16 protein-coding genes are annotated in these 22,297 nt (G+C 38.8%); 7 read left to right on the top strand and 9 right to left on the bottom strand.

What is annotated here, in order from left to right; genetic code table 11:
• Window positions 1–611 precede the first annotated feature (611 nt).
• From MKY65_RS03040 to MKY65_RS03020, 5 genes are all read left to right on the top strand, one after another.
• Complete coding sequence (locus MKY65_RS03040) at window positions 612–2,723, top strand: metallophosphoesterase family protein (RefSeq protein WP_339182272.1); 2,112 nt, start codon at window positions 612–614, stop codon at window positions 2,721–2,723.
• Between the two features lie 419 nt (window positions 2,724–3,142).
• Complete coding sequence (locus MKY65_RS03035) at window positions 3,143–5,080, top strand: beta-glucoside-specific PTS transporter subunit IIABC (protein WP_339182269.1); 1,938 nt, start codon at window positions 3,143–3,145, stop codon at window positions 5,078–5,080.
• 70 nt (window positions 5,081–5,150) lie between these two features.
• Complete coding sequence (locus MKY65_RS03030; protein WP_339182267.1) at window positions 5,151–6,605, top strand: family 1 glycosylhydrolase; 1,455 nt, start codon at window positions 5,151–5,153, stop codon at window positions 6,603–6,605.
• Between the two features lie 429 nt (window positions 6,606–7,034).
• The gene (locus MKY65_RS03025) at window positions 7,035–9,005 is read left to right on the top strand and encodes a beta-glucoside-specific PTS transporter subunit IIABC (RefSeq protein ID WP_339182265.1); all 1,971 of its coding nucleotides are present in this window, start codon (window positions 7,035–7,037) and stop codon (window positions 9,003–9,005) included.
• 36 nt (window positions 9,006–9,041) lie between these two features.
• The gene (locus MKY65_RS03020; protein ID WP_339182263.1) at window positions 9,042–10,478 is read left to right on the top strand and encodes a 6-phospho-beta-glucosidase; all 1,437 of its coding nucleotides are present in this window, start codon (window positions 9,042–9,044) and stop codon (window positions 10,476–10,478) included.
• Between the two features lie 87 nt (window positions 10,479–10,565).
• Here the strand turns inward: MKY65_RS03020 and MKY65_RS03015 are convergent, their stop codons facing one another.
• Window positions 10,566–11,426 (bottom strand): pyridoxamine kinase, encoded by an 861-nt coding sequence (locus MKY65_RS03015; protein ID WP_339182261.1) that lies wholly within the window; start codon window positions 11,424–11,426, stop codon window positions 10,566–10,568.
• 231 nt (window positions 11,427–11,657) lie between these two features.
• Between MKY65_RS03015 and MKY65_RS03010 the strand changes: the two genes are divergently transcribed.
• Window positions 11,658–12,197 (top strand): ECF transporter S component, encoded by a 540-nt coding sequence (locus tag MKY65_RS03010; protein WP_339182259.1) that lies wholly within the window; start codon window positions 11,658–11,660, stop codon window positions 12,195–12,197.
• 109 nt (window positions 12,198–12,306) lie between these two features.
• Here MKY65_RS03010 and MKY65_RS03005 read toward each other — a convergent pair whose 3' ends face one another.
• Both MKY65_RS03005 and MKY65_RS03000 read right to left on the bottom strand, forming a co-directional pair.
• Window positions 12,307–13,125 carry an HAD family hydrolase gene (locus MKY65_RS03005; RefSeq protein WP_339182257.1) on the bottom strand — a complete coding sequence of 273 codons (819 nt, stop codon included), beginning with the start codon at window positions 13,123–13,125 and terminating at the stop codon, window positions 12,307–12,309.
• A 126-nt stretch (window positions 13,126–13,251) separates the two neighbouring features.
• Complete coding sequence (locus MKY65_RS03000; RefSeq protein WP_339182255.1) at window positions 13,252–14,586, bottom strand: 6-phospho-beta-glucosidase; 1,335 nt, start codon at window positions 14,584–14,586, stop codon at window positions 13,252–13,254.
• Window positions 14,587–14,809: 223 nt separating this feature from the next.
• Between MKY65_RS03000 and MKY65_RS02995 the strand changes: the two genes are divergently transcribed.
• Window positions 14,810–15,535, top strand: coding sequence for a MurR/RpiR family transcriptional regulator (locus tag MKY65_RS02995; protein ID WP_339182253.1), 726 nt, complete (start codon window positions 14,810–14,812; stop codon window positions 15,533–15,535).
• A gap of 79 nt (window positions 15,536–15,614) precedes the next feature.
• Here the strand turns inward: MKY65_RS02995 and celB are convergent, their stop codons facing one another.
• From celB to gnd, 6 genes are all read right to left on the bottom strand, one after another.
• Window positions 15,615–16,979, bottom strand: coding sequence for a PTS cellobiose transporter subunit IIC (gene celB / locus MKY65_RS02990; protein ID WP_339182251.1), 1,365 nt, complete (start codon window positions 16,977–16,979; stop codon window positions 15,615–15,617).
• A 22-nt stretch (window positions 16,980–17,001) separates the two neighbouring features.
• Window positions 17,002–17,505 carry a hypothetical protein gene (locus tag MKY65_RS02985; protein WP_339182249.1) on the bottom strand — a complete coding sequence of 168 codons (504 nt, stop codon included), beginning with the start codon at window positions 17,503–17,505 and terminating at the stop codon, window positions 17,002–17,004.
• An 11-nt stretch (window positions 17,506–17,516) separates the two neighbouring features.
• Window positions 17,517–17,840 (bottom strand): PTS cellobiose transporter subunit IIA, encoded by a 324-nt coding sequence (locus tag MKY65_RS02980; RefSeq protein WP_339182246.1) that lies wholly within the window; start codon window positions 17,838–17,840, stop codon window positions 17,517–17,519.
• Between the two features lie 59 nt (window positions 17,841–17,899).
• Window positions 17,900–18,220, bottom strand: coding sequence for a PTS cellobiose transporter subunit IIB (locus MKY65_RS02975; RefSeq protein ID WP_042531517.1), 321 nt, complete (start codon window positions 18,218–18,220; stop codon window positions 17,900–17,902).
• 307 nt (window positions 18,221–18,527) lie between these two features.
• Window positions 18,528–20,444 carry a BglG family transcription antiterminator gene (locus MKY65_RS02970; protein WP_339182238.1) on the bottom strand — a complete coding sequence of 639 codons (1,917 nt, stop codon included), beginning with the start codon at window positions 20,442–20,444 and terminating at the stop codon, window positions 18,528–18,530.
• Between the two features lie 379 nt (window positions 20,445–20,823).
• Window positions 20,824–22,221, bottom strand: a complete 1,398-nt coding sequence (gene gnd / locus MKY65_RS02965; protein WP_339182236.1) for a decarboxylating NADP(+)-dependent phosphogluconate dehydrogenase — start codon at window positions 22,219–22,221, stop codon at window positions 20,824–20,826.
• Between the last annotated feature and the right edge of the window lie 76 nt (window positions 22,222–22,297).

Genomic DNA, 22,297 nt, shown 5'->3' with positions numbered 1-22,297 from the left:
AAACGCTTAAAATCTTGTTGACTTCAAGATGTTGTCATGATAGATTGTATGTGTTAATTAAAAATAATTTATACAAATTTAGGAATGTTACCTATTTGGGCATAACCTGAGCGAAATAGAAGGATGCAATCCCTTTGCGTCTATTCTTATTCGTTCAGGTTTTTTATTTGTAAAAATGATCATCTCATTAGCTCAGAATAAGTAATCATCTTGGAAGTTGTGCATAAAGACATTAAACGGCTGAATTATTCGCCTCTTCACTTTCATCTGTTGTATCTCTAAATAAGCCTTGATTAAATAGTTAAAACCCATGTTGTAAGATTTATGCGTGTTTTCTCGACTGCTGTAACGGTTGATCAGAAACGGCATTTCTTATATTCAAACAGATAAAGCTTACATGTTTTTTGTCTCAAAAAAAAACCATTATGTTCGCTTCCTAAAAAAGGAAAGCGCTTCCATTTAAATCCAAAAAAGGATAATGACTAGATTCATGCGCAGAAAATACTTGTGAAAGGAGGTAAGATTCATTTTGAATGCCAAGCCTTCGTTTGTGAAGCTATTCTGAGCAAAAGAGATATTCATTATATAAAATATAAAAAAGGATGGTAGCTATGAAGAATAAAAAGTTAATTCTTTTTTTAATTGGTTTATTGGCAATAGCAGCAGTATTAGGAGCTTGCACCAATCCATCTTCTGATGATGCAGAGACTGACAGTCCAGAAGAAACGGAAGCAGCAGAGAAAACGGAGACCACGAATAAGAGTGCCACTTCGCTAGAGTCATTATTTGATACTGATATTACAAGCTTGGAAACTGTTAACGTGGTGGATGAAGATATGGAATGGCGCTATTACGATGATGACAAGGACCCAAATGCCGGAACTTGGTATGAAGGTTGGAATAAGCGTAATGGCTGGGCATATCCTGAAGGCTGGTTAGACTGGGGCACCATTCCAATGGAGTTTACAGAAGAAGATTGGCCAACCTATGAAGGAACTGTATTTAGTACCAGCCCCGAAACAGATGGACAAGTGTTAGCGACAACGGAGGATGGTAAAGCAAAAAGTACTTACTTCTTACGCCATACGTTCACACTAACCCAAGAACAAGCGGAAAGTATTTATGCACTTGAAATTACCGCTCGTTACAATGATGCAATGACAATGTATATCAACGGAAGTCCTGTAGGAGGTTTCCATAATATCCCAACCAATAATTATTCTGAAAATATGGAATATGGAGCTCAAGAAGAAGTTGCTGATGGGGAATTTATTGAAGAAACCTTTATTGTAGATGATGTTTCAAGTATTACCAATGGTTATGTACCCGGTGAGTATGAAGAAGTTTACGATGAAGAGGAGGATATGACAACGCATGAATTAAGTGAAGCAACAACAGATGATGACGGCAATACCTTTATGAACATTACGATTGCTGTTGAGTTGCATGCGTATGACCCAGACGATAACGAAACCAGCTTTGAATTAGTGGACGTCATCCTTAATCCGGATGAGACCGAGCTGGCAGCAGACAGTGAAGCTGTGAAGAATGTTTCTGTCAATACAGGGGCAGACGAAGGCAGCATTAATTTTACTTGGAATGCTTTATCCTCTGAAACAGGATATGTAGAAGTTGTTGAAGGAACAGATCCTGAAGCATTTTCTATAGAAGATGCCACTGTTTATGAAGCAGATTCCACAGAACTAGCTTATACGAAATTTACAGAGACAGATTATTACACTAACAAAGCAACTGTCGAAGTGGAACGTGATACCGATTACCTCTATCGTGTCGGTAACGAAGACGGCTACTCGCAAGTCTTTCCACTGCGTACACAAGATATCGCGGATGGTTACGAGGCAATTTTCTTAGCAGATGCTCAGATTGGTACCGGCACGATTCCAACCGATGTTTTTGGATGGGAAGAAACATTAGCGCATGCGTTTGAAACTGCGCCAGATGCTAGTATGATTCTAAACGCAGGTGACTTTGTAGATGCACCAGATAAAGAAAGTGAATATGATGCATATTTTGAGCCAGAGATTCTAGCTTCTTATCCAACTGCATCCGCCGTAGGAAATCATGATGTTGCTCCAAACTATAAAAATCACTTTAATGAGCCCAATTTAACGTCATATGGTGAAGATGAGGCAAGCAGTGATTACTACTTCACTTATGGTAATGTTTTATATTTGGTGTTGAATGCCAATAATATGAATAACGAAGAACATGTTCAATTCTTGGAAGAAACAATGGAAGAGACAGCCGATCAAGAATTTGACTGGAAAGTGTTGATGTTCCACCAATCCATTTACGCGGCCGGCAAACAATCGGAGAGTGAGGATGTGCCTATTCGACGTGATGTTTTAGTCCCTGCTATTGATGAGTCAGGCATTGATGTTGTATTAATGGGGCATGATCATGCTTATGCCAGAACCCATCAAATGCATAACTTTGAACCGGTTGAAGATGTTGAATTTGAAGATGAGAATCAGACAGCTGCTGTGAATCCAGAAGGAACATTGTATATAACAAGCAGCTCTGCCAGCGGCAGTAAGTATTATGATTTAGTAGAAGAATACGACTACTTGGCTTTCAGAGAGCAATTTTATGTACCAACCTTCTCTCATATCAGCTTTACTGAAGACACATTTGCGATCACATCTTACCGCACTGATACAATGGAAGAATTTGATTCTTATACGATTAGAAAATCAGAATAGATTATATAAAAGTCGCGGTTCCTTTTATTCAGGGACCGCGGCTATTATATTCAATCATCCCCCCACTCCATAAGATAACTCCTTTTAAAGGAATCTATATTGGAGTATTTCAATTGAATATCTTCCTCATTTATCAAGGCTTTGGAGCATTTTTCTATTCTTCAGCCGTCAAACTCCCGAGACACTGCTAAAAGTGACCAATTATTGAAAACGCTTAAATATTTATTGACTTCCTATAAAAGTCATGCTAAGTTATAGTTGTTAATTAACAAAACAATTGTATATACAACTTTAGGAATGTTACCTATTTTGGGCATAACCTGAACCGGATTGAAGACGCACTATCTCTGTGTCTATATCAATTGGTTCAGGTTTTTTATTTGGAAAATTTCACTATAAACCAGAAAGCAGGGAGAGACATGAAATACGAACAATTAGCTAAAGATATTATTGAAAATGTCGGCGGAAAAGAAAACGTTTACAGTGTTGTGCATTGTATTACTCGGTTACGTTTCAAGTTAAAAGATGAAAGTAAAGCACAAACAGAAGTATTGAAGAATATGGACGATGTTGTAACCGTTATGAAAAGCGGCGGACAATATCAGGTCGTTATCGGGAATCATGTGCCTGATGTGTATCAGGCAGTAGTGCAGGTTGGCGGCTTCGAAGCACGGGGAGAAGTTGATCCAGATGATGGCAACCAAGAAAAGCAAAGCTTATTAAACCGTTTTATTGATTTAATTTCGGGAATATTCACACCAATACTTGGTGTTTTGGTTGCAACAGGAATGATAAAAGGATTTAACGCCCTGTTTCTTTCTGCAGGCTGGCTGGAGGATACTTCAGGTACTTACCAGCTATTAAACGCAGCAGGCGATTCATTATTTTACTTCCTGCCTATTTTCCTAGGTTATTCAGCCAGTAAAAAATTTGGTTTGACTCCGTTTATAGGGATGGCAATTGGTGCCTCCCTCGTTTATCCAGCATTATCAGGAATAACAGAGGGAGAACCGCTTTATACACTATTTACAGGGACCATCTTTGAATCCCCTGTTCATATCACCTTTTTGGGCATACCTGTTATTTTAATGAGCTATGCATCATCCGTTATACCAATTATTCTGGCAACTTTCTTTGGCTCTAAAGTAGAAAAAGGCTTAAAAAAGGTTATGCCAAGTGTTGTCAAAGCATTCTTAGTTCCATTTTTCACTATCTTAATTGTCGTACCTATTACTTTCCTGGTAATCGGTCCAATCGCTACCTGGGCGGGCCAAGCGTTAGGTGCAGGAATTACTTGGATTTATGATTTAACACCTCTTGTTGCCGGGCTTCTTCTTGCAGGGTTTTGGCAAGTGTTCGTTGTATTTGGATTACATTGGGGAATTGTTGCAGTTGGAATCAATAATCTGGCAGTTGCCGGACAAGACCCGCTTCTTGGAATAACATTCGCAGCTTCCTTTGCTCAAATCGGGGCTGTATTGGGAGTATGGATTAAAACAAGAAAACAATCGTTAAAAACACTGAGTTTTCCAGCATTTATTTCAGGTATATTCGGGATAACAGAACCCGCTATCTACGGTATTACCCTTCCATTGAAAAAGCCATTTATTATGAGCTGTATTGCTTCTGGTATTGGCGGTGCAATTCTTGGACTTGCCGGTACAAAGATTTATATGATGGGTGGTCTAGGAGTGTTTGGTTATATCAACCGCATCAATCCGGAAGGCATCGATTTTGGATTCTGGGGAGCTGTTATTGCTACTATTGTAGCCTTTGTATTAGGCTTTGTTTTAACCTATCTGTTTGGAGGCGTACGTGCCAACGAAGAAAAAACTCCTGTAACGGAAGCTGTCGATTTGGATCAGCCAGAGGACGTTTTACCTGGATCAGGCATGGAATTAAAAAAACAAATGATTGCAAGTCCATTAACTGGAGAAGTAAAAGCATTAGAACAAATTGAAGACATTGCCTTTTCATCTGGAGCGCTCGGTAAAGGGGTAGCTATTGAACCAACTGAAGGAAAACTGATTGCTCCTGTGTCTGGAACGATTTCAGCAATATTTCCAACCAATCATGCGATAGGAATCACCTCCGATCAGGGTGTAGAAATTTTAATCCATATTGGCATGGATACGGTACAATTAGACGGAAAATATTTTACCGGTCACATTGAACAAGGTGCTAAAGTGGAACAAGGCCAATTATTAATTGAATTTGATATCGAACAAATCAAAGAAGCCGGCTATCCGCTGACAACACCTATTATCGTAACAAATACCGAAAATTATGCTCGCGTCTTATCGACGGAAGAAAAAAATATTCAAAGAAAAGATCATTTGATTACTGTAGAAAATTAAAGGTTTACCGAGGAGAGGAAAGTGATTATTCCTCTCCCCTTCTAACAATATTTAAAAGGAGTTTTTTGATATGACGAATACATTTCCAGAAGATTTTTTATGGGGCGGAGCAATCGCTGCCTGCCAAGCAGAAGGTGCATGGAATGAGGGAGGAAAATCATTAACCATTCCAGACATCATGAAATATGAAGTAATCGATAGATCCAAACCTACAAAACAAAAAATAATCAACAGAGAAACCATTGAAGCTGCAAGAAATGACGAAGACCCTACCTACTATCCGAAAAGACGAGGGATTGATTTTTACCGCACGTATAAAGAAGATATCGCATTATTTTATGAGATGGGTTTTAGTGTTTTCCGGCTTTCGATCTCATGGGCCAGAGTTTTCCCTAATGGAGACGACGCTGAACCGAATGAAGAAGCATTACATTATTATGACCAAGTCATTGAAGAATGCTTAAAATACGGAATAGAGCCTTTAGTTACCATCTCTCATTTCGATATGCCAATCGTATTGATTGATAAATTTGGCGGCTGGTACAACAGGAAATTAGTTGATCTCTATGTAAATTATGCGGAGGTTCTATTCAAACGGTATAAAGGAAAAGTAAAATATTGGATCACGTTTAATGAAATCAATATGAGCATTAAAGCAGGACCAAAAACATTAGGAATACTCAATGAAGGACAAGCGAATTATGAAGAAATGCTGTTCCAGGGGTTACATCATCAGTATGTAGCAGCCGCTCTGTCTACAAAACTGGCGCATGAGATTGATCCCGATAATCAAATCGGCTGTATGGTAGCGTACTTCACAACGTATGCTCATACATGCGCACCTGAAGATGTTCTGGCTATGCAGGAGGATGACCAGCTTCGAAATCTGATGTATTTAGATATTCAGGCAAAAGGATATTATTCTCTTTTCGCTAAAAAATATATGAGAGATAATCATATTGAATTAAAGATGGAAAAAAATGATTTAGAGCTATTAAAAACATATACCGCTGACTTTATCGGTTTCTCTTATTATATGTCCATGGTGTCCAGCGCCAATGCGGAAAACCTTGAATTAACAGCTGCCAATGTGACCAATGTGCTTAAAAACCCTCATTTAGAAGCGAGTGACTGGGGTTGGCAAATCGATCCTAAAGGCTTACGATACACATTAAATCATCTATATGATCGTTATGAAAAACCATTGTTTATTCTTGAAAATGGAATTGGAGCACTTGATAAATTGAATGATGATGGTACGGTCCATGACGAATACCGGATTGCATATCTCGCGGAACACTTTAAACAGATGCGGGAAGCAATCAACGATGGAGTCGACCTTTTCGGTTACACGATGTGGGGGCCAATCGATATTATCTCATCAGGCACCTCGGAAATGAAAAAACGCTATGGTTTTATTTACGTGGATCAAGACGATTTAGGCAATGGAACCAAGAAAAGATATCGTAAGGATTCGTTTTATTGGTTTAAAGATGTAATTGCGACAAATGGGGGAAAACTCTAGAAGACGCAGAGAGAAAGGTTAAATGCAGCATCTTGGAATGTATACCCGCAAACATAAATAAGAGAAGTTCCGAATAAGTTACGGCAATCTATCTTTCGTGTTTGCGATGATATACATTCAGCTGTAACAACCTAAACAAAAAATGCCTGATATGGCTGCTGATTTATCAGCTTCTAAGCAGGCAAAAATCTTTTACTTCCCAGAGTTTATGAAAACGATTAAAAAATTTATTGACTTCCTATAGCACCCGTGATAAATTATAGGTGTTAATTAACAAAACAATTGTATATACAACTTTAGGAATGTTACCTATTTTGGGCATAACCTGAACGGAATGGAAGGATGCAATCTCTTTGCGTCTATTCTAATTCGTTCAGGTTTTTTATTTGCAATCAGTCATTCAAATAAAATTAGAAAGCGGGGAAAAAGATGAAGTACGAGCAGTTAGCTAAAGAGATTATTGAATTAGTCGGCGGCACAGAGAACGTAAATAGCGTAACACACTGTGTGACAAGACTCCGTTTCCGATTAAAGGATTCCCAAAAAGCGGATCGAAAGGCATTAGAAAATCATGAAGATGTCGTCACTGTCCGGGAGAGTTCCGGACAATACCAAGTCGTCATCGGCAACCATGTTCCGGATGTTTACAAAGCGGTCGTTGCTGTAGGCGGTTTCGAAAATGAAAAACAAGAAGATGACAATGAAGCAAAGGATGACGAGAAAAAAGGGTTATTCTCCAGCTTCATCGATATTATCTCGAATATCTTCATCCCAGTTCTCCCTTTACTAATGGCAACAGGTATTATCAAAGGGTTTAACTCGATGTTCATTGCGCTGGGCTGGTTAGAAGATACCAGTGGTACGTCGCAAATACTGAATGTAATTGGTGATGGCTTCTTCACATTCTTACCTATTTTCTTAGGTTACACAGCCATGAAAAAATTTGGCGGCACACCTTTTCTTGGTATGGCCATTGCTGCTGCGCTTGTTCACCCGAACCTCGCAGGAATCGGGGAAAGCGAACCATTCATGACATTATTCAGCGGGACGATTTTAGAATCTCCTGTACAAGTATCCTTTTTAGGTATTCCAATTATCTTAATGAGCTATACCGCTTCCGTGGTACCGATTATTCTATCCACTTACTTTGCAGCTAAAATAGAACGCTGGTTTGCGTCGGTTATTCCACAAGTGGTGAAGTCGTTTATCGTGCCATTCTTAACATTGCTTATCATTGTACCATTAACGTTTATTGTTATTGGCCCTATCGCAACATGGCTGGCACAATCCATTGGATATGCCATCCAAACAGGCTATGAAGCTGTCCCAGTCATTGCTGGTATCGTTGTTGGCGGATTCTGGCAGGTATTAGTTATTTTCGGAATTCATTGGGGAATTATTCCGATTTACTATAATAACTTAGCCGTGCAAGGGTTTGACATGCTGATTGCGATGACATTTGCTGCTTCCTTCGCACAAATCGGTGCAGTACTTGCTGTCTGGATAAAAACAAAAAATAAAAAACTAAAAAGGCTCAGCTTCCCTGCCTTTATCTCCGGGTTCTTTGGTGTAACAGAGCCTGCGATTTACGGGATTACCCTGCCGTTGAAAACACCATTTGTTATGAGCTGTATCGGATCTGCCGCTGGTGGTGCGATTATTGCTATGACAGGTGCGGCGCTTTACAGTGCAGGACCTTTGGGTGTATTTAAAATCCCGACATTTATCCATCCGGAAAACGGCATTGACGGCGGTTTCTGGGGTATGCTGGTATCCATCATTGTAGCATTTATCGTTGCCTTCGTATTAACATACTTCTTTGGCCGTATTAATCAAAAAGAAAATACCGAAGCGGTCGTCGGTGATGAAAAAATGCAGGAGGAAGTTCAAGACCAAGCATTGGCGGAAGATGATGCGAATCAGACCAATCAAGAGATTACCGTCCAAAATGAAAATATTTTAAGCCCTGCTAATGGAGATATCATTCCATTAACATCCGTTCCAGATGACGTATTTGCTTCCGAAGCAATGGGTAAAGGAGTTGCGGTCCAACCAAGTGACGGCCGGATGTACGCTCCGGCAAACGGGGTCATTACCACACTCTTTAAAACGAATCACGCTATCGGTATGACCACAGACAATGGTGCTGAAATTCTGATTCATATTGGAATGGACACTGTAGAATTAGATGGAAAGTTCTTTGAAGCACGTATTAAGCAAGGGGATACAGTGAAAGCAGGAGATTTGCTGGTTGAATTTGATATAAATCAAATCAAAGAGGCTGGATATTCTGTCGTCACCCCTATCGTCATCACGAATACAAAGGCTTATAATGAGCTTGAAATTGTGTCGGGTGATACAATAATGAAAGAAGATGTATTAATTATTACAAAAGTGTAGAAGGAATATTTATAAAAAACGCAAGGAGGAATTTTCATGACAAATAATAAACGATTTCCAGAAGGTTTTCTATGGGGCGGCGCTATTGCTGCCAACCAAGTAGAAGGTGCTTATCTTGAAGATGGAAAAGGACTGACAAACGTTGACTTGCTCCCTACCGGAGAGAAAAGAAGAGGAATAATGGAAGGCCACATCACCGATCTCAAGCCGAATCCAGAAGATTTCTACCCTAGTCACGAAGCGATTGATTTTTATCACAACTATAAAGAAGATATCGCCTTATTCGCAGAGATGGGCTTCAAATCATTTAGACTCTCTATCTCATGGGCACGTATTTTCCCAAATGGAGATGACGCAGCTCCTAATGAAGCAGGTCTTCAATTTTATGATGATTTGTTTGATGAGTTACGTAAACACAATATTGAACCCGTTGTAACCATCGCACACTTTGATGTACCTGTATCCCTGATTGAACGGTATAACAGCTGGGAAAGCAGAAAACTCGTTGATTTATTTGAAAAATATTCGATTACGATTTTCGAGAGATACAAAGACAAAGTAAAATACTGGATGACTTTTAATGAAATCAATATGCTGCTGCACCTTCCATTCATGGGAGCAGGTATCGTCCTTAAAGAAGGAGCTAACCGCGACCAGGTACTTTATCAGGCTGCCCACCACCAGCTTGTAGCAAGCGCCAAAGCGGTAAAAGCATGTCATGAGATTATTCCAGATGCACAAATCGGCTGTATGCTTGCTGCAGGTATGTTCTATCCATATACAAGCAATCCGGATGATGTTTTCAAAGCAATGGAGAAAGACCGTGAATCTTTCTTCTTCATTGATGTGCAGTCACGAGGAGAATATCCAGGCTATGCGAAACGTTTCTTTAAAGATCATAATCTGAATATCAAAATGGAACCGGAAGATGAGCAAATCTTAAAAGACAACACTGTGGATTATATTGGATTTAGCTATTATTCCAGCCGGACAACCAGTACCGACCCAGAGGTTCTTAAAAATGCTACAAGCGGCAATGTCTTTGGTTCCGTATCCAATCCTTATGTTTCTAAATCGGAATGGGGCTGGACAATCGATCCAAAAGGCTTCCGCATTACAGCTAACCAGCTGTATGACCGCTATCAAAAGCCATTATTTGTTGTAGAAAATGGCCTTGGCGCGAAGGATGAAATAAATGCAGATGGGACTATCACCGACGATTATCGCATCGACTATTTGAAAAAACATCTTAATGAAATGGGAGAGGCAATCGAGGATGGCGTGGACATCATCGGCTATACAAGCTGGGGCCCAATTGATATTGTCAGTGCGTCTACTGGTGAAATGAAAAAACGCTACGGTTATATTTATGTAGACCGTGATAACGAAGGTAATGGCACATTAAGCCGTACGAAAAAGAAAAGCTTTGACTGGTATAAAAATGTCATTGCGACCAATGGCGAAGAGCTGTAATAACGATGAAACCCCCGAATGGATTCGGGGGTTTTTTGTGCTTGAATTTCTTATTTTGCAGGTAAAGCTAAAAGAAGAAGAAATACCTTACGTATTTTTTTCAATCAACATCCCCAAATATTTTTCAAAGTTTATCCCTTCTATTTCAGGAATCTTTTCTTTCGATGAATCCTGAATAGCTTCTTTGAGGAATGCGACAGCAAGCTGTACAGCATTTTCCAGGTTATCTTCACGCATGATGCTCCCCATCATGACGGAAGCAAATAAATCGCCAGTACCTGAATAGCTTTTCCCGTTATACTCCATCTCATGGTAAAATGTTTTATTCTTATCTAAATACAAGTTACCGATAAACTGCTCTTTTGAATCAATTGACGGAGGATTCACACCAGTAATAATGACTTCAGCGCCCGTTGCTTGCTGCAGGTTATTCCCTGCTTCCTTCAATGCTTCCATATAATCCTTGCCATTTGAATAGCTATGTAACTTCTCATAAGATAATCCAGACAATAAACAGCATTCTGTCACATTTGGTGTAATCACATCTGCATGTCTCACTAATTCTTTCATTTCCTCCAATAATCCCCCGGTAAAAATCTTATAGACTTCTCCATCATCCCCCATGACAGGATCTACCAGTAACCTTGTTTCTTTCGTATAAAACGTATCTAAAAAATGAAAAATATTTTTGATTTGCTCTCCACCAGTTACAAATCCAGTAAATATTCCATCAAATGTTTCCCCGAGCTTACTCCATTCCTCTGTAAAATGGTTCATTCTAGAAGTGAAATCTTCCCAAAAATAACTCGGATAAGCCGTTTGTGCAGATAAAACTGCTGTTGGCAAAGGGCAGGCTTGAACACCCATGACGGAAAGAACAGGGATTGCAGCAGTTAAAGAGCATTTCCCAAAGGATGACAAATCTTGAAGTACAGCAACTTTTTTCATATGAACCTCCTTGAACGAACTGAAACTTTTTCTATTTTATCATTTGAAGATTGGCTTGTCATTAAAGGTAATAGGCGATATTGGCGGGAACGGATCGTTTATTTCAGATTACATAATCGTTTTCAGCTCATCAATCAACTGACCCTGTTATTTTTTCATAAATTGACACTTAAAGTTAGGTCAATATTCTGCTAAAGTAATAAAAATAATTCAAGTTAGGAAGGTTTGAATATGGAGAATACACCAGCTTATTTAATGACACGTAAAAAAACACAAGACTTAATCATTACTTCTATGCTAATCGCGCTCATTTTTATTTCTACAGCATTTCTAAATTTCAGACTGCCGATTGCTGCAAATGGAGGGCTCGTACATATGGGTACAGCGATGCTTTTTATTGCCTCTATTTTATTCGGACCAAAAAAAGGTGCCTTGGCCGGAGCAATCGGAATGGGTTTATTTGATATGATCGGGGGATGGCTATTGTGGACTCCTATAACAATTATAGCGCGCGGGCTGCAAGGTTACATCGTTGGTAAAATTGCCTGGTTTCAAGGCCGCAAAGGAAATAGCATCGCTTTAAACATGACAGCAACAATTGTTTCTGTTCCATTTATGATTGCTATTTATTACATTGGTGAGTCCATTATATACGGAAACTGGATTACACCACTGGCTTCTATACCTGGGGATATCGTCCAAAGTGTCCTGGGCATTCTGATAGCTATCCCAATTTGCGTTGCTTTAAAGAAGGTTTATTATTTTAAATAAATCAAAGAGGCTGTTGCACAATCAGTTACCTGATCGTACAGCAGCCCCTTTTCACTTCCCATCTATTTATACCATTGTAGTCCAGCCTAACCCAGCCTTTAAATATCCTCTACTCTGTAACCTTTGCACTTTCCTGCAAAGTTAACAATTGAATAATTGTTTTCATCACGGCGTCTTCTTCATTAGAGCGCGTAATAAAATTGGCAGCATCTTTTAATTCTTCAACTGCATTTCGAACGGCGAAACTATATTCCGCTCTGTTCATCAATTCTATATCATTATAACCATCACCGAAGGCAAGGGTTTCTTCCGGAGAAACATTCAACATCCGCTGCAGCTGTTCAACGGTCGTTCCTTTATGAACATTTGCATCTGCAATATCAATCCAGGCTGCTTCTGAAGCCACAATATAAGCTGATTCAAAAAAAGGTGCTAATTTTTCTCTTGTTTCAAAACAATTCAAGGAAGGGTCATGAATCGTTATCTTAACAAAATCATCCGTTATTTCCTTAAAATCAGCAACCTGTCTGACCTGCGCATAAGACCCTCTGACAATCGCTGCTTCTTCCTGGGAAATGTCCTGTTTAACGACTGCTGCCTCTTTTGTGCATGCAATAATCGTATGCTCCAGACTTATTTCCTCAAGCAGCTGGATAATTTCCAGTCCTAATTTATTGTTTAGCAGTGATTCATAAACAAATTCACCATTGTGCTTGATTCGTGTGGCACTGTCCCCTAAAATCCATAAATCATTTGCATCCTCACCAAACAGTTCCTCGACACGCTCGCATTGTTTGCCCGTAACAGGCGCAAAAACAACGTCTTTTTCATGCATTATCTTTTTTACATCATTGTACAAATTTCTGTTAAAATCACCGCGGTTATTTAAGAATGTTCCATCCATATCCGTCAGCACTAATTTAATCATGTGAATATCCCCTTCATTTAAAAACAGATACCCAGCGCCGGGTATCTGTTTTTTTCGATTCATGTAAGAAAGCATACAACATGTTAGCTTTACACTTTTCTCACCTTACAACTTCCAGCACCTGTATTAATTCACGCTTACTTCTTCTTGGAAAAATTGAGGAAGATGTGTTTTATGCGCCTCCATCATCTCATCAATAATTTGTTTCGCAATCTTATCACTTGGCGTTAACGGATTAATTGTTAAAGCAAGTACCGCTTTATCATAATCTCCGGTCACAGCTGCCTCTGCTGAAATACGCTCAAAGGACTTAATTTGCTGCACAAGTCCGCGGGCAGCAACAGGAAGATCTCCAACCGCCAATGGGACAGGACCGTCTTTTGTAATCACACAGCTGACTTCAACCGCTGATTCAGCAGGGATACTCGCAATGGCACCACGGTTCATTGTGTTTACTGGTTGAATATCACGCTTGTCATTGTAGATAGATGTAATCAACCGAACTGCTGCATCGGAATAATATGCTCCGCCTCGTTCTTCTAATTGAGGTGGTTTGATACTAAGGTTTTCATCTTTATAAAGTTCAAATAATTCTTTTTCCAATGCCTGAACGACTTCCGCACGCGTACCTTCTGTTTTAGAGCTTTCGATCGCTTTATCTAACATTTCTTTCGATTTATAATAATACATATGATATGGGCATGTTAACGCATCTAACGCTTGAATAAATTCAGGCTCCCAGCCCATGCCATCAATATTTTTAACGAAGCTGGAGTTTTCCGGATCAGATAATTTTTCAATTACCTCTTTCTTCACACTTACTCCATCCAGATAAACTTCTAACCCATATACCATATGATTCAGTCCTGCAAAATCAATCCGAATCCGGGAATGATCGACATCTAATAATTTAGCGACCCCCATCTCCATACCGATTGGCACATTACATAGACCGACCACTCTATCAATATTGGAATAGCGCAATACAGCTTCTGTAACCATACCGGCTGGATTTGTAAAGTTAATCAGCCATGCATTTGGGCAAAGCTCTTCCATATCTTTTGTAATTCCCAAAATAACTGGAATCGTACGCAGTCCTTTAAACAGGCCGCCAGCTCCATTTGTTTCTTGACCAAGTACACCATATTTCACTGGAATGCGCTCATCCTTGGCACGTGCATCTAAACCGCCGACACGGAATTGCGTTGTTACAAAATCAGCATCCTTCAGAGCCTCTCTGCGGTCCAATGTTAAATGTACATCGATTGGAAGACCTGCCTCTTTAATCATTCGTTTTGCAAGGTTCCCGACAATCTCCAGTTTTTCTTTCCCTGTCTCCACATCGACTAACCAAAGCTCGCTTAGTGGAAATTCATCATACCGTTTAATAAATCCTTCTACTAATTCCGGAGTATAACTTGATCCGCCGCCAATTGTTGCAATTTTTATACCTTTCGCCATCCTTTACACCTCCAAAAATTTTAAAAACATATCAATCTATCTAACTCTATAAAAAGAAGAAACTGAACTTATATATTAATTGTATCAATATTTAATCAGATATAAATAGAAAGGGAGCATTTCGTTTGTAATAACAAGAGAAGTCATTCGTTACAAAGATGTAACAACCTGTGTTATAATGGTTAATAGAGTTAATTTCTTATTAAAAGGAGAAGTGTGCACCATGTTTACACAGGAGATGATTGCTTCATTCAATGAGTTAGAAACTTCTTTGTATAACTACATCAGTAAAAATAGTGAAAAAGTTGCTTATATGCGCATTCGTGAGCTTGCTGATGAAACCCATGTCTCCACAGCTACTATCCTGCGCTTTTGCAGAAAAATAAATTGTGAAGGTTTTTCCGAATTTAAAGTAAAGCTGAAAATGCACCTGGAAGAAAATAAAAAGACAATTTTAAAGGATACACAGCATGCTGTAACAGAATTTTTTGACCGGACACTGAAGGGCGATATCGAAGAAGACATTAAAGAGGCTGCAAAGCTGTTAAGCAAAGCTGATAATGTCATTTTTATCGGAATAGGAACCTCAGGAATCCTTGCCGAATATGGATCAAGGTATTTTTCAAGCTTAGGTAAATTTTCGATGTATATTAAAGACCCGCTTTTTCCGGTCCATTCCAGCCTGCGTTATAATAGCACTGTCATTGCTCTATCTGTCTCTGGCGAAACAAATTTTGCAATCACGCATCTCAATCAAATGAAACAAGAAGGAAGTAAAATTATTAGTATTACCAACAACAAACACTCTACGATTGCTAAAATATCAGATATCAATATCCCTTACTATGTAACGGAAGAGTGGTTTGAAAACGCGAACATTACCACACAGGTACCTGTTCTTTATATTTTGGAATCGATGGCACATGAGACATATAAGCTGAATGGCTAATACAGAATAAACTTGAAAGGCGTGGTCAGTAAATGACAACGCCTTCCCGATTTTTTGTTAAATTATTTCCTGTGCTAAATTAAATCAATGCGTCTTCTCCTTTTTCCTGATCAACTAACTTCTTATCATACATTTTAATGAATGGAAGCCAAATCAGAAAAGCTACAAATGCACAAAGCACAGAAACAACTGCCGCCATATAACTTCCGCCTGTACTAATAAATCCGCTGATACCTACCGGAGTAGGCCAAGGCATCATAGCGATAATCGATTCAACAAACCCTAATTTAATTGCCCAATAGCCGATGGAAGCTGATACCATTGGAGCTAAGAAGAACGGAATAGCTAAGAATGGATTATAAACAATCGGTAATCCAAATATTAATGGTTCGTTGATATTAAAAATCCCCGGTGCAAGTGCCGCTTTACCTAAAACACTCAATTGCTTCGACTTAGCCATAAATGCAATGAATATACATAGACCTAACGTTGCTCCGGAACCGCCAATCGTTACAAACGCATTATTGAATTCTCCTGCCAGCGGTATGTTCGCACCATCAATATTAGATTGGATATTGGATAGAAAGATTGGTGTCAAGAATCCAAATACAATGGTTGCTCCATGGATACCTACAATCCAAAGGGCATGGACAACAAAGTAGATAACCAGTATACCTAACCAGCTGTTTGTGATATTCACTACAAATCCAAACGGAATTGCTACTAATTTAAATATATCCGTACCTAATGCAATTAAAATACCATTGACCAATAATACAGCAAAAGCAACTAAAAATGCCGGAATCAACGCAGTGAACGATCTGGATACACCCTCTGGTACCGCTTCAGGCATTTTGATAACCCAGTTTTTCTTCACACAGAGCCGGTATATTTGCACGGCTAAGACAGACATCAGAATTGCTGTGAATATTCCTGTCGCTCCTAGACGGCTGACACCGTCTTCAACCATTTGCCATCCATGAACTGTTGTATTGTTCTCGTCAATCTGATGCACGAGAGACATCATGCCATTTTCTAATACGATTTCCGGAATAGTGATGAAAAAGGCAAACATAGATAGTAAAGCTCCGTTTAAAGGACTTAGATTAAGCTCTTCCTCCTCGGCATAAATTTTTGTATATTCGTAACCGATAACAAGACCGAAATAGATTGCCAGTATTCCCATCGTTGCTTTATTCGCTAACATATATAAATCACTGATTCTAAAAAACGTATTATCGAAAAAGCCTTGTAAAAATGTAAGCGTCTGCGGCAATACGTTTAATACTAAAAACATCGAACCTACAATTACAAATGGAATAGAAGCCATCCCGGCAGCCATAATGGCACGTACAATCCGAAAAGATGCAACTTTCCCCATGGGACCCATCAAATATTTTTCCAAAAAAGCAAATACTTTATTTTCTCCGTTTTCTGAAGCCATCGTACTCCCTCATTTCTTTTTATTAATTGACAGCCCTTTCAAAACTTTTAATTCGTTCATAATGCTTGTCTTCATTATGTTTAATCTGATTTAAACGGTAGAGAATCAATGTACTCAGTAATATACCGGCGATCAAAATACTTAAAACCAATATTTTAGATTTCTCTTCCGCTAAAAGAAAGGGAAATAATTGATTGAATGATGAAGTAAAGCATGCCGGTACAATTAAAAGCACATTTGTAACAAGCAAAATGGTAAAGCAATACTTTGTATATTTGACAATATTAGAATGATGACCATATATTTTCACTTGCTCGATTGTACTGATAACCAATACAATCATTAATATCAACGGGATAAAATATAGTGATGAATCACTTATCAACAATGACATGAACCAGTATAAATTAGTAAAAAAGAATAATGCGGAAACATATCTAACTAATAAATACCGATTAAAGTACATCGATTTAATACTTAGCTTTTTCCTATTTAGTTCGATTTGTGCCCTCGCATCGTTTTTCATATTCAAACCCCTCATTTATCTTTGTCGAGTTTTTCATATAGATATAACATTTCTAACGCAACTTCTCTTAATGTCATCGTAGTCATTAAATGATCTTGAGCATGAACCATAATAATTTCCATATTGATGGTTTCTCCGGATGAATACTGCTGCAATAATGCCGTTTGGGACTGGTGCGCTAATAATACTTCTTCATTTGCTTCATCCAGCTTGTCCACGGCATTCTCAAATTCATTATTTCGCATCATTGCAAAGGCTTCATGTATCATGGTTCTCGATGACCCGCTGTGCAAAATGATTTCAAAGGCTACACTTTGTATTTGTTCCTGATTCATTGAATATCCCCCTTTATAGTTGATATAAAGCAATACAAATATTTATTAATAACGGATGATTATTCCGGCAGCTCCTGCAAAATTAAATTACCTAATTTTTCTATCCCCATTGGAATCGGAACATACGCTTGAGGCGGAATATTTACCACTGGTTTACCAACGCGATCGCCAGCTTTTTTCAGATTTTGATAATACATTTTTGTTTGTGGACTTACTAAGAATAAATCAAAATCACTATTCTCTATTTTCTTTCCGCCCTCTGTCGCTGAAACAGCATCCACTTCAATATCATGCTCTTTTCCCTTTAGATATTCTGTTGCTTTTTTCGCCAATAAAGAAGATGACATACCACCTGCACAAATAATTAATGCTTTTTTCATTTTACATTCCTCCATGAAATTCTATTTTTTAGCATCTTGCTCTGTTTCCATAATCAGAAAATTCATAAAGGACTTAGATAGTACTGTTTTTGCGGTACTGGCGGGATTAATTTCTTTTTCATGACAGTATTCCCACGCCCTTCATCGATCTTTTACCTTTATAAATTTCTTACTTAAATTATAATATGTAAGCGCATTCAATTACAGAGACTCTTTTTCCGCTGACACAGGAAATAACTAACACCAAGTTCAGAATAGCATGAAAACACCCCGGGAAGTATTTATCCCGGGGTGTTGTAGCGCCACTCTATTTGATTATTTCAATTAATTGTTCATACGTCTTACATTGCACTATTTCTCTCACCATATTTTTATCGTCCAACAGTTCCATTAATCCCTCATACATTTGTTTTAAATCATTTTTTATATCTTTGCTGATATTTAATTGGACAATTAATTGCACAGACTTATCTCCCCATTGAATAGGCTTTTGAAGCGTAACAATTGACCAGAATGTATCCTCCGTTTGCGGTTCAATCGGGTGAGGAATGGCAACCATATTGCCAAAACTCGTTGGAGAAAAGCTCTCCCTTTGAAGTACCGATTCCAAATAGTGCGCATCAACCTCTCCATCAGATTCCAGTTCTCCACAGATAAAACGTAATACCTCTTCTTTCTCAGCAAAGCACTTTTGAAGATACGTATATTTTTCCCGCAGATACGTATTGGAAATAACATCTCCCTGAATGACGAAATGATTGATTTTATCTAAATCTGTTTCTCCCAGAATCGTGCTGATATGAATAACAGGGACTGGCATCTTTTTCTCAATCGGAATCGTGCTGATGATAAAATCGATGTTATCAAACGAATGCTCGGATAAATTATAGTATTCTGTTGTCCCCATAATATTTAACTGATTTCCAAATTCATTTTGCAGCTTATACATTAAAAGCTGGGCGCTGCCCAGCCCAGATGCACAGACAATTAAGCAGCCCGGTACGTCTTCCTTATTCTTCTTTTTTCTTTCCTGTGCTACCTCAATATGAAGTGCTAAGTAACCAACTTCATTCTCATCCATCGCAATGCCCATTCTTTCTTGTACGGCCTGCGCTCCAATTAATGCTGCATCAAAAGATAATCGGTACTTCGATTTGATTTCTTCCAGCATTGGATTCCGAATATTCATCTTGAATTTATATCGGCTTATTGCTGGTTTTAAGTGTAGACTCATTGCCAACAGCAGTTCTTTGTCATCAGCTAAATGGAATCCAAATTCAGCATCAATCCGTTTCAGCATTTCTTTGACCATTTCTTGAATCTCATCATCAATAACAGAAATAACCTCTGTATGTTGAATCGAAGAATCGGTAATCTTTGTTCCTTGCAAATGTATCGCCAGGTATGCAATCTCGTGTTCAGTAAAGGAAATATACAGTTTTTCCTGAATAGCATTTGCAATTTCTTGAGCAACTAGAAAAACCTTTGATGTCTCTATTTCCTGAAAGTGAGGATGGATCATCTGAACAGAATGACTCTCGCGAATCCGCTTACAAGCAATCGCAATATGCGTGATTAGATTTTGCAGACTAATATCTGAAATAATAATATGATGCTTTCTCAGATTAAACAATACACTGTTTTTAATCATCTCTAACTCTTCTTCAGGTAAAATACCCAACCAGTCAGCCATATTGTCTTTTAAGACAGATTGTTGATTAAACAAATACTCAGAGATGCAGTATCTGATCTGCGTTTCATCGCCTATAATTTTAATTCCATGATACGGTTTATGTTCCAAAGCCAGCTTATACTCCTTCAGTATAGCGCGAATATATTTTAAATCATGCTGCAGGGTAGAGCGGCTTATAAATAACTGCTCTGCTAAGTCATCTATTTTAATATAATCCGAGGTCATCAACAGCTTCTCCATCAGATATTTGACACGATCTTGGTGATTTGAGGGAACATCATCTTTTTTGTGATTTGTTTGCTCCTGAATGAATTCATAGAATAACCGTTCATTCCGAATAGTAAGCTGATAGCCTTTCCCTTTTAAAGATACGATATGTGTCCTGTACGGTTTTAAAAGTTCATTTAATATTTTGATATCATTACGTATCGTTTTAGAACTGACCTGTAATAAAGACGCTATATCCGAACTGGTTAAAGGTTCCTGTGCTAATCGCAGCGCCTCAAGTATCTTTTGTAATCGTGTATTCACGTAATCACTTCCTAGTTAGCACAATATTGAATCTGTCATCCTAAAATTTCTATATATAACGGCTGCCAATAGAGTTTGTGACTATAGTAACAAGTTTATTATATCATACCTTTCTATGGGTCATCTATATTCAAATTATTGAAGTTTAACTAGCAGGCCGCTAACTTTCTCTTCCGTTCATGATTCCTATTTTCTGTACCTGAAAAGCACCGATTTTTCAAGGTCACGCAAAAAAAGTATTGCAGCGCTTTTTGATTACGCTGCAATACCTTTTTAAAATGTCTCTCTTTTAATAGTTTGTCATATACTGCTCCCACTCTCGCGGATGAACAGCAGTACGGAACAAAAATGCAGACTGCAGTTCAATAAAAAGAATCAATCACCACTCCGTATGAAAATAACCTGCTTTATCCACACGCTGATACGTATGCGCTCCAAAATAATCGCGTTGTGCCTGAATCAGATTGGCGCCGCTTTTGGCAGAACGGTAGCCATCATAATATACCAGCGAAGCATTAAAGCATGGCAATGCTAATCCTGTTTCCATTCCTTTGATAACCACTTTCCGCATCGATGCCTGATAGTTATTCAAAATCGCTTTGAAATATGGAGACAGGAGAAGATTGGACAATTCTTTGTTTTCCTTAAATGCTTTACTGATTTCATTTAAAATACCGGCACGGATAATACAGCCGCCGCGGAAAATCAGCGCAATTTCATCCAGCTGCAAATCCCAGTTATACTGCTCTGATGCCTGCTTATATTGATAGAACCCTTGCGCATAGGTAATGATTTTCCCCATAAACAGTGCTTGCCGGACCAGCTCGACCCATTGATCCTTGTCAGCAGCATCTGCTAATTGGTTTGGCCCTGCCAATTCCTGCTCTGCCATCATGCGCTCTTCTTTCACATTGGACAGGAAACGCATAAATACAGATTCCGTAATAATAGATAAAGGAACTCCTGTATCCAGTGCATTTTGACTTGTCCATTTGCCGGTTCCTTTTTGTCCTGATTGATCTAAAATAACATCAACCAGCGGCTTTTTGGTCTCTTCATCCACACGCGTTAAAATATCAGCTGTGATTTCCATCAGATAGCTTTCCAATTCGCCTTTGTTCCACTCTGCAAAAATAGCGGCAATTTCATCGACATCGAGCCCTAACCTTTCCCGCAGGAATTGATAGGCTTCCGTAATGAGCTGCATATCAGCATACTCGATACCGTTATGCACCATTTTGACGTAATGACCGGATCCTTCTTTGCCAAGATACGAACAGCACGGCTTGCCATCCACCTGTGCCGCAATTTTTTCCAGAATAGGAGCAACGTGCTGATAGGCTTCTTTATCTCCGCTTAGCATTAATGAAGGACCGTTCAATGCGCCTTCTTCACCGCCGGATACGCCCACACCGATAAAATGAAAACCTTTTTCCTTTAAGTAACCGTATCTGCGGTTAGAGTCCTGGAAATTAGAGTTTCCTCCGTCCATAATAATATCGCCCTGCTCCAGCAAAGGCAGAAAACTATTGATAACGGAGTCTACAACAGCTCCAGCAGTTACCATCAAAAAGATTTTCCTTGGCTTTTCCAACGATTGGATAAAATGCGCTAACTCATAATATGCTGTTGTATTTTCATGCGGATGCTTTTCTTGAAATGCTTCCGTCAAATCAGGTGTATAATTATAGACTGCGACCTTTTCACCCTTATTCGCCATATTCAAAGCAAGGTTCGCTCCCATTACTCCCAGTCCAAAAACGCCAATTGAATTCATTTTTTCATTCCATTCCTTTCGATAGGTGTTCAAACCCTCTATAAAATCAAGAGAGTCCGAACACCTTTCACACAAA

Origin of the sequence: Oceanobacillus sp. FSL W7-1293 (assembly GCF_037969815.1) — a bacterium.
Classification (GTDB): Bacteria; Bacillota; Bacilli; order Bacillales; family Amphibacillaceae; genus Oceanobacillus; species Oceanobacillus oncorhynchi.
The sequence above is the reverse complement of the archived record's forward strand: the minus strand, read 5'-3'. Positions and strand labels throughout refer to the sequence as shown.